The organism is Marisediminitalea sp. (assembly GCF_984433645.1).
The window spans coordinates 1-6,435 of record NZ_CFIDRX010000220.1; the positions used below are offsets into that span (position 1 = coordinate 1).

The window sequence follows — 6,435 nt, forward strand, 5'->3', positions numbered from 1 at the left end:
GTCAGCCGCGTCATGCAGCACTTGCGCCCTCAGTTCACAATTGAAGAATTAAATAGAGCAATTCAACAACAGTGGCAGGCCGGTTATCGCCTTGCGATTGCTAGTGTGGACGGTGTTGTCGTAGGAGTTGCCGGGTTTGTTGTCGGACAAAAACTGGCTTGGGGCAAACACATGTATATCGATGATCTGGTGGTTGATGAAGTTTGTCGGGGGCAGGGTATTGGCGACAGGTTACTAACAACGTGTCAGCAACATGCAGCATCGCTGGGATGTGAATCATTACATCTGGATTCGGGTACTCAGCGAACCCGGGCACACGGTTTCTATTTCTCCCATGGTATGCCCATTGCCAGTTTTCACTTTTCTAAAGCGATAGGGTAATGACTTGCGATTAGCGTTACCCCTTCATTGTTACGACGAAGCCGGTGTCGTCCTGCCGCCAACCTGGTGGTACGGACTATTGGCATTTGGTGCACGTGATGTCCTGTTGATATTGATGATCAGCGCGTTGCCAGGAGAAGCAGATACGCTTTTCGAGCTTATTTTTGTGCACAGCCACTGGTTGGTATGGCAAGTTCTGGCTGCGATGCCTTTTGCAATTGCCTTTTTATTGACGAGTTTCCGCAGCGTGTTATGGAAAAAGCAAAGACTAACCTGGCGTAAATGGCTTAAGCCTTTGTGCTGGTTGGGCATTGGCTGTCAGGTAACCGTCATGGGCATGCTGACAGTGAAAACGGGCGGGCAGTTTAATGTGTATTACGGCTCGATTTTCATTGCGCTGTGTGTAATGGCTTACATGTTAGTAAAAAGTCAGTATTTGCAGATTATGATCGAAGACTGGCGGCGGTTGCCTGAAGCAGTAACGCCGTCATCCTCGAAGTAAACTTGCCGGGTAACGCCAGGTCTAAAGACGTTATTGTGTGTTGTTAGCAATCGCCTGATCAAAGTAGGCTTTGACCGAAACCGCACTGTCATTTACCAGGCGTTCGTAGCATATGCCGGCAAACGCGTAGGAATATTCACCTACATCCAACACTACGAAAGGGGCTGATTCATCGGAAGTGTCGTAACGCCACTGGCCACCGACCAAAGCCCGCATGACCTCACCAATGTAAGCGCCATATATATTGCAAAGTGTGAACACAGCTTCGTCTTCAAGGGCCTGGTCGTGATACTGAGCAACAAACGCCAATAACAGGTCGTCTACAAGTGCGATGCTGTCGGCACTGTAATCCAGTTCAATCTGAAAAATTTCATGACTTGTTCCGACGGCATCCTGTGCACTTTCCGTCATAAGTGTTTCTAATTCTTGTTGTTTCATCCGCGGTTTTCCTTTATTTATTTCGTTCCGCTTTTCTATTATTTATTGATTGTGCGTGACAGGCGACGAAATGTCGAGTTTCTATACCCCGGTTAACTTATTTATCAGCCTGGCAGCGGCGATCATACCGAAACTTGCCGTGACTGCGACCGATGCACCAAAGCCAGAGGCGCAGTCTAAACGCGTACTGCCATCTTCCATGGATTTATTGAAACACACGGAACCGTCTGGTTGCGGGTAACGAAGCTGTTCGGTTGAATAAACGCAGTCGATACCGAATTTTCGTTTGGGGTTCTTTGAAAATCCATACTGACGGCGTAACAGGTTTCGGAGTTTTGCGGCAAGGGGGTCCTGAATGGTTTTCGCCAGATCCCCGCAAGTAATCTGTGTCGGATCTACCTGTCCACCCGCACCACCTACCGTAACGACAGGAATTTTATTGCGCTTGCAGTAATAAATAATACTGGCTTTCGCTGTTACGGAGTCCGTGGCTTCAATGACACCGGTAAAATTACCATCCAGGTGGGTCATTACCGTGTCCGGCGTCACAAAGTCTTCTATTACGTGCACTTGACAATCCGGGTTGATATCGCGAATACGGTCAGCCATCACGTCGACCTTTGCTGCTCCGATAGTATTGGTTAATGCGTGGATTTGCCGATTGGTGTTGGTCACGCAAATATCGTCCAGATCGAACAGTGTTATGGCGCCAACACCTGTTCTTGCTAACGCCTCAGCGCTCCAGGAACCAACGCCGCCGATGCCAATGACAGCTATATGTGCATTAGCAATTATTTGCTGGCGATCGTTTCCGTAGAGTCGGGTAATGCCGCCAAATCGCGACTGATAGGTCATACTTTACACCTTCGATAGGGTTGCAGAGAAAATACGGTCAGGTACTATCGGGCCGAGTTTACCATTTTTCAATGATTTGCCTATGTCTGCGTATGATTTTGTGATTATTGGTGCCGGTATCATTGGTGCGGCAGTAGCCAATGAACTCAGCCAAAAACGCCCCGGTGCTAAAATACTTTTGTTAGACAAAGCGAGTCAGGCTGCCAGCCAGCAAACGGGCAGAAACTCAGGCGTTATTCACGCCGGTGTATATTATCCGCCCGGCAGCTATAAAGCGACCTTTTGCCGGCAAGGCCTGGAAGAAACATTGTCACTTTGCAAGCAATACCAGTTGCCCTACGAGCAATGTGGCAAGTTATTGGTCGCTACTGAAGACAGTGAACTGCCGGCAATGGAAGCGCTATTTGCACGTTGTGAGCAAAATGCGTTGTCCCCACAAATGCTAACGGCACATCGCATTCGTCAAATGGAGCCCAATATACGCGCTCAAGGTGGATTTCTGGTGCGGCAAACAGGAATTACCGATTACAAGGCGGTGACGACCTGTTTGTTGCAATTGGCACAAGCTCGCGCCTCTGTTGATATAAGATTTAATCACAAGGTGGTGCAACTTGTTGAGCAGAGTGAATCAGTAAACGTCGTTGTATCTTCACCTGCTGGCGAAAAAGTCTATCAGGGCGGCTTTGTGATTAATTGCGCGGGCATCTTCAGCGATACATTGATTCGTAGTCAGGGATTAGCTTGTGATTTTCGCATGTTACCCTTTCGTGGAGAATATTATCGTCTGACAGATAAGTACAATCAGGTTGCGTCGCATCTTATTTATCCAATTCCTGATCCGGCAATGCCGTTTTTAGGCGTTCACCTCACGAAAATGATTGGTGGCTATACGACGGTTGGACCAAATGCAATTCTGGCGACAGGTAAAGAGGTGTACGAAGGCATTGTCTCATCACAATCTCAGTGGCTGGATATTTTTGGCAAGGCGGATATTTGGAAGCTACTTTGGCGTTTTCGAAAATCAGTCATGAGTGAATTAAGATCATCGTTGTCGAAAACCTATTATGCAAAATTAGTGAGTCGCTATTGCCCGGGGATCACGGCCGCAGATTTTCTGCCTTATCGCGCTGGTATTCGCGCTCAGGCAGTTGACCAAAATGGTAACCTGATCCACGACTTTAAATTTATTTCATCTCCCTTGTCACTTCACATTGGCAATGCCCCCTCGCCAGCGGCTACCAGTGCCATTCCCATCGCGAGAGAGATCGTGTCGAGAATATTCTAATCCATCGAACAATTGGTCCCAGTATTACGTTAAGGCTACGAAGGTAGACTATGTTGAAATAAACGAATAATGATTATGGGAGAATAGAATGGGATTGTTAGTTGAAGGCCGGTGGCACGATACCTGGTATGACACAAAGGGCAACGAAGGTAAGTTTAAGCGTCAGGCTTCATTGTTTCGAAATGAAGTATCTTCTAACAGTGAATTTACACCGGATAGCGGCCGGTATCACCTTTATGTGTCTTTAGCTTGCCCCTGGGCGCACCGCACACTGATCATGCGTGAATTAAAAGGCCTGGCACCGCACATTTCAGTTTCTGTTGTTAATCCTAAAATGCGTGAACACGGCTGGACTTTTCTGCCGTATCCCGGTGCGACAGGCGATATGCTTTATCAGCACCAATACATGTATCAGTTATACCAGCGGGTCGATAGCAATATTACCTCTCGCGTCACAGTGCCGGTGTTATGGGATACGCATACTCAACAAATAGTGAACAATGAATCAGCGGAGATCATTCGTTATTTTAACAGCGCCTTTAATACAGTGACGGGCAACGAGGATGATTACTATCCAGCAGCGTTGCGCAGCGAGATCGATGCAGTGAACGAATGGGTTTACCACGATATCAATAACGGAGTGTACAAAGCTGGCTTTGCAACAGAGCAAAATGCTTATGAAGAGGCCGTTACTCAGCTTTTTGCTGCCCTGGACAAGGTCGAGTCAAGGCTGTCTAACCACGCTTTTCTTGTTGGTGATACTTTCACGGAAGCGGATATCCGGTTGTTTACCACGCTGATTCGTTTTGATCCCGTTTACCACGGCCACTTTAAGTGTAATTTAAAGCAGATTAAGGACTATCCGGCCACTTACGACTATATGAAAAGGATATTCCGCATGCCGGGAATTGCTGAAACGGTGAACTTTGATCATATTAAAACCCATTATTATTATAGCCATACAATGATTAATCCGACGGGGGTAGTGCCTGTTGGGCCGTCTCTGAGTTTGTGGGAGTAATGCAATGACAAACAGACAGGTAGCACAACGCGTACAAGGCGTCGGCACGCAGGACGGTGCAGGTGTAAGTCTCACCCGAATCATTGGGCAGCCGTTGTTACGCCATCTTGACCCTTTCCTTATGCTGGATTTCTTTGGTTCTGATCAGCCAAATGAATACCTGGCAGGTTTTCCAGCGCACCCTCATCGTGGGTTTCAAACCGTGACTTACATGCTTAAAGGAAAAATGCGACATAAAGACTCTGTCGGTAACGAAGGTGTAATTGAAACGGGCGGCATACAATGGATGAATGCGGGGCGAGGTATTATTCACGAAGAAATGCCTGAACAAACCGACGGGTTGTTGAAGGGATTCCAACTGTGGGTCAATTTACCCGCTAAAGACAAAATGTCGGCACCAGGTTATCAAGACATTCCGGCCGAACAGGTGCCTTCAGTGGCACTCAATCCACACGCCAGTGCAAAGGTGTTAGCCGGTGAACTGATGAACGTAAACGGGCCGGTTAAAACGGCCAAAGTGTCTCCAATGTTTATCGATGTGCACTGGCAGTCTTGTACTACCGTCGATATTCCTATTCAGCAGGGCCACAATGCTTTTATTTACTGCTATGAAGGCAGGGTCGATGTGGATGGCACAAACATTAATGCAGGTACATTGGCGGTGCTTAGCGACGGTAACCAGGTAACGTTGGACTGCGGCAATGATACTTCGGTTGCAGGTAAAGCCATTGTGGTGGCTGCTCAGCCCATTGGTGAACCGATTGTACAATACGGCCCATTTGTTATGAATTCTGAATCTGAGATTCAGCAGGCGCTGTTCGATTACCAGCGAGGGACGCTCGCCTGAATATCCTGTGCCTGTTGATTTTTACTGTCGACTTCAGGTCTATTTGAAAGCATTTTAATCGCGAAACAGCCCTGAAGGCATTGTTGTTGTTCGTGAAAGGGGAGTGACAAAGAGTAAAATGCTCTCATGACGACCCCGCTACGAACTGCTGTAAAAGTGAATAGCAATAAACGGAAGGACCTCGCAAGCGCTTGTAAAAGCGCTTTTTATCCGCACTAAAATTACCCACTCAGGGTCAATAGACCCGGTTCAAACTTCGGTTTAGAAAAAACTTCGCAGAAAGTGGTCTTTTTAGGGGCGCTTTGTGTTGATTGGCTTGGCTCCCTTGATTAACATGGTGTCAGGAATTAAAAAAGGGCTGGCATGTTGGTTTGACTTTTCTACATCAGGCATGCTGCAGACAGCCCTCATCATATCAACAGGAACTCAAATGAAACCAGTCGTTTTAGCCGGTGGATCTGGCAGTCGTTTATGGCCTAAATCCCGAGCAGCACTGCCAAAGCAATTTCTTGCACTCACTTCAGACAAAACCATGCTACAAGACACGTTAGCTCGTCTGGACGGCACTGAAGCTGCGCAACCTATTGTTATTTGTAATGATGCCCATCGGTTCTTGGTGGCCGAACAATTGCGTCAGATGCAAGGCGACCATGGTGGTATCATATTAGAGCCGGTAGGGCGCAATACCGCCCCCGCAATTGCGCTCGCGGCATTACATGCAACCAAATCAAATGAAGACCCGGTTTTATTGATTCTTGCAGCTGATCACCTTATTAAAAACCAGACCGCTTTTCACAAAGCCGTGGCTGAAGCAAATGCGCTGGCGTTAGAAGGACATTTGGTTACCTTCGGTATTGTGCCTGACCAACCTCATACTGGTTATGGCTATATCAAGAGTGGCGCTGCGGTTGGAAATGGTCTTAAGGTCGAACAATTCGTTGAGAAACCGGATATGGCGACAGCGGAAAGCTATGTGGCTTCCGGTAATTATTTTTGGAACAGCGGTATGTTTATGTTCAAAGCCAGCGTGTACTTGGCTGAACTGAAGAAGCATGCCCCGGAGATGCTGGCTATTTGTGAAAAAGCCATTGAATCTGAAAGCAAGG

At 47.4% G+C, this 6,435-nt stretch carries 8 protein-coding genes; 6 read left to right on the forward strand and 2 right to left on the reverse strand.

From position 1 onward, the window contains the following. The coding region (locus AC4MRN_RS18820; RefSeq protein ID WP_491204159.1) for a GNAT family N-acetyltransferase at nucleotides 1-381 on the forward strand (381 nt) is incomplete at its 5' end. Between the two features lie 4 nt (nucleotides 382-385). After that, nucleotides 386-883 (forward strand): DUF2919 family protein, encoded by a 498-nt coding sequence (locus AC4MRN_RS18825; RefSeq protein WP_370241356.1) that lies wholly within the window; start codon nucleotides 386-388, stop codon nucleotides 881-883. A gap of 30 nt (nucleotides 884-913) precedes the next feature. Here the strand turns inward: AC4MRN_RS18825 and AC4MRN_RS18830 are convergent, their stop codons facing one another. Both AC4MRN_RS18830 and tcdA read right to left on the reverse strand, forming a co-directional pair. After that, nucleotides 914-1,321 carry a hypothetical protein gene (locus AC4MRN_RS18830; protein WP_073321357.1) on the reverse strand — a complete coding sequence of 136 codons (408 nt, stop codon included), beginning with the start codon at nucleotides 1,319-1,321 and terminating at the stop codon, nucleotides 914-916. 81 nt (nucleotides 1,322-1,402) lie between these two features. Next, nucleotides 1,403-2,176, reverse strand: coding sequence for a tRNA cyclic N6-threonylcarbamoyladenosine(37) synthase TcdA (tcdA, locus tag AC4MRN_RS18835; RefSeq protein WP_155014722.1), 774 nt, complete (start codon nucleotides 2,174-2,176; stop codon nucleotides 1,403-1,405). Nucleotides 2,177-2,258: 82 nt separating this feature from the next. Here tcdA and lhgO point away from each other — a divergent pair, with 82 nt between their 5' ends. The 4 genes from lhgO to AC4MRN_RS18855 form a co-directional block, all read left to right on the forward strand. After that, nucleotides 2,259-3,461, forward strand: a complete 1,203-nt coding sequence (gene lhgO, locus AC4MRN_RS18840; RefSeq protein ID WP_491204160.1) for an L-2-hydroxyglutarate oxidase — start codon at nucleotides 2,259-2,261, stop codon at nucleotides 3,459-3,461. 88 nt (nucleotides 3,462-3,549) lie between these two features. Continuing rightward, complete coding sequence (locus AC4MRN_RS18845; RefSeq protein ID WP_487965317.1) at nucleotides 3,550-4,482, forward strand: glutathione S-transferase family protein; 933 nt, start codon at nucleotides 3,550-3,552, stop codon at nucleotides 4,480-4,482. A gap of 4 nt (nucleotides 4,483-4,486) precedes the next feature. Further along, nucleotides 4,487-5,329 (forward strand): pirin family protein, encoded by an 843-nt coding sequence (locus AC4MRN_RS18850; RefSeq protein WP_370241352.1) that lies wholly within the window; start codon nucleotides 4,487-4,489, stop codon nucleotides 5,327-5,329. A 430-nt stretch (nucleotides 5,330-5,759) separates the two neighbouring features. After that, nucleotides 5,760-6,435 (forward strand): mannose-1-phosphate guanylyltransferase (locus tag AC4MRN_RS18855; RefSeq protein WP_491204161.1); only part of this gene is annotated, 676 nt, incomplete at its 3' end.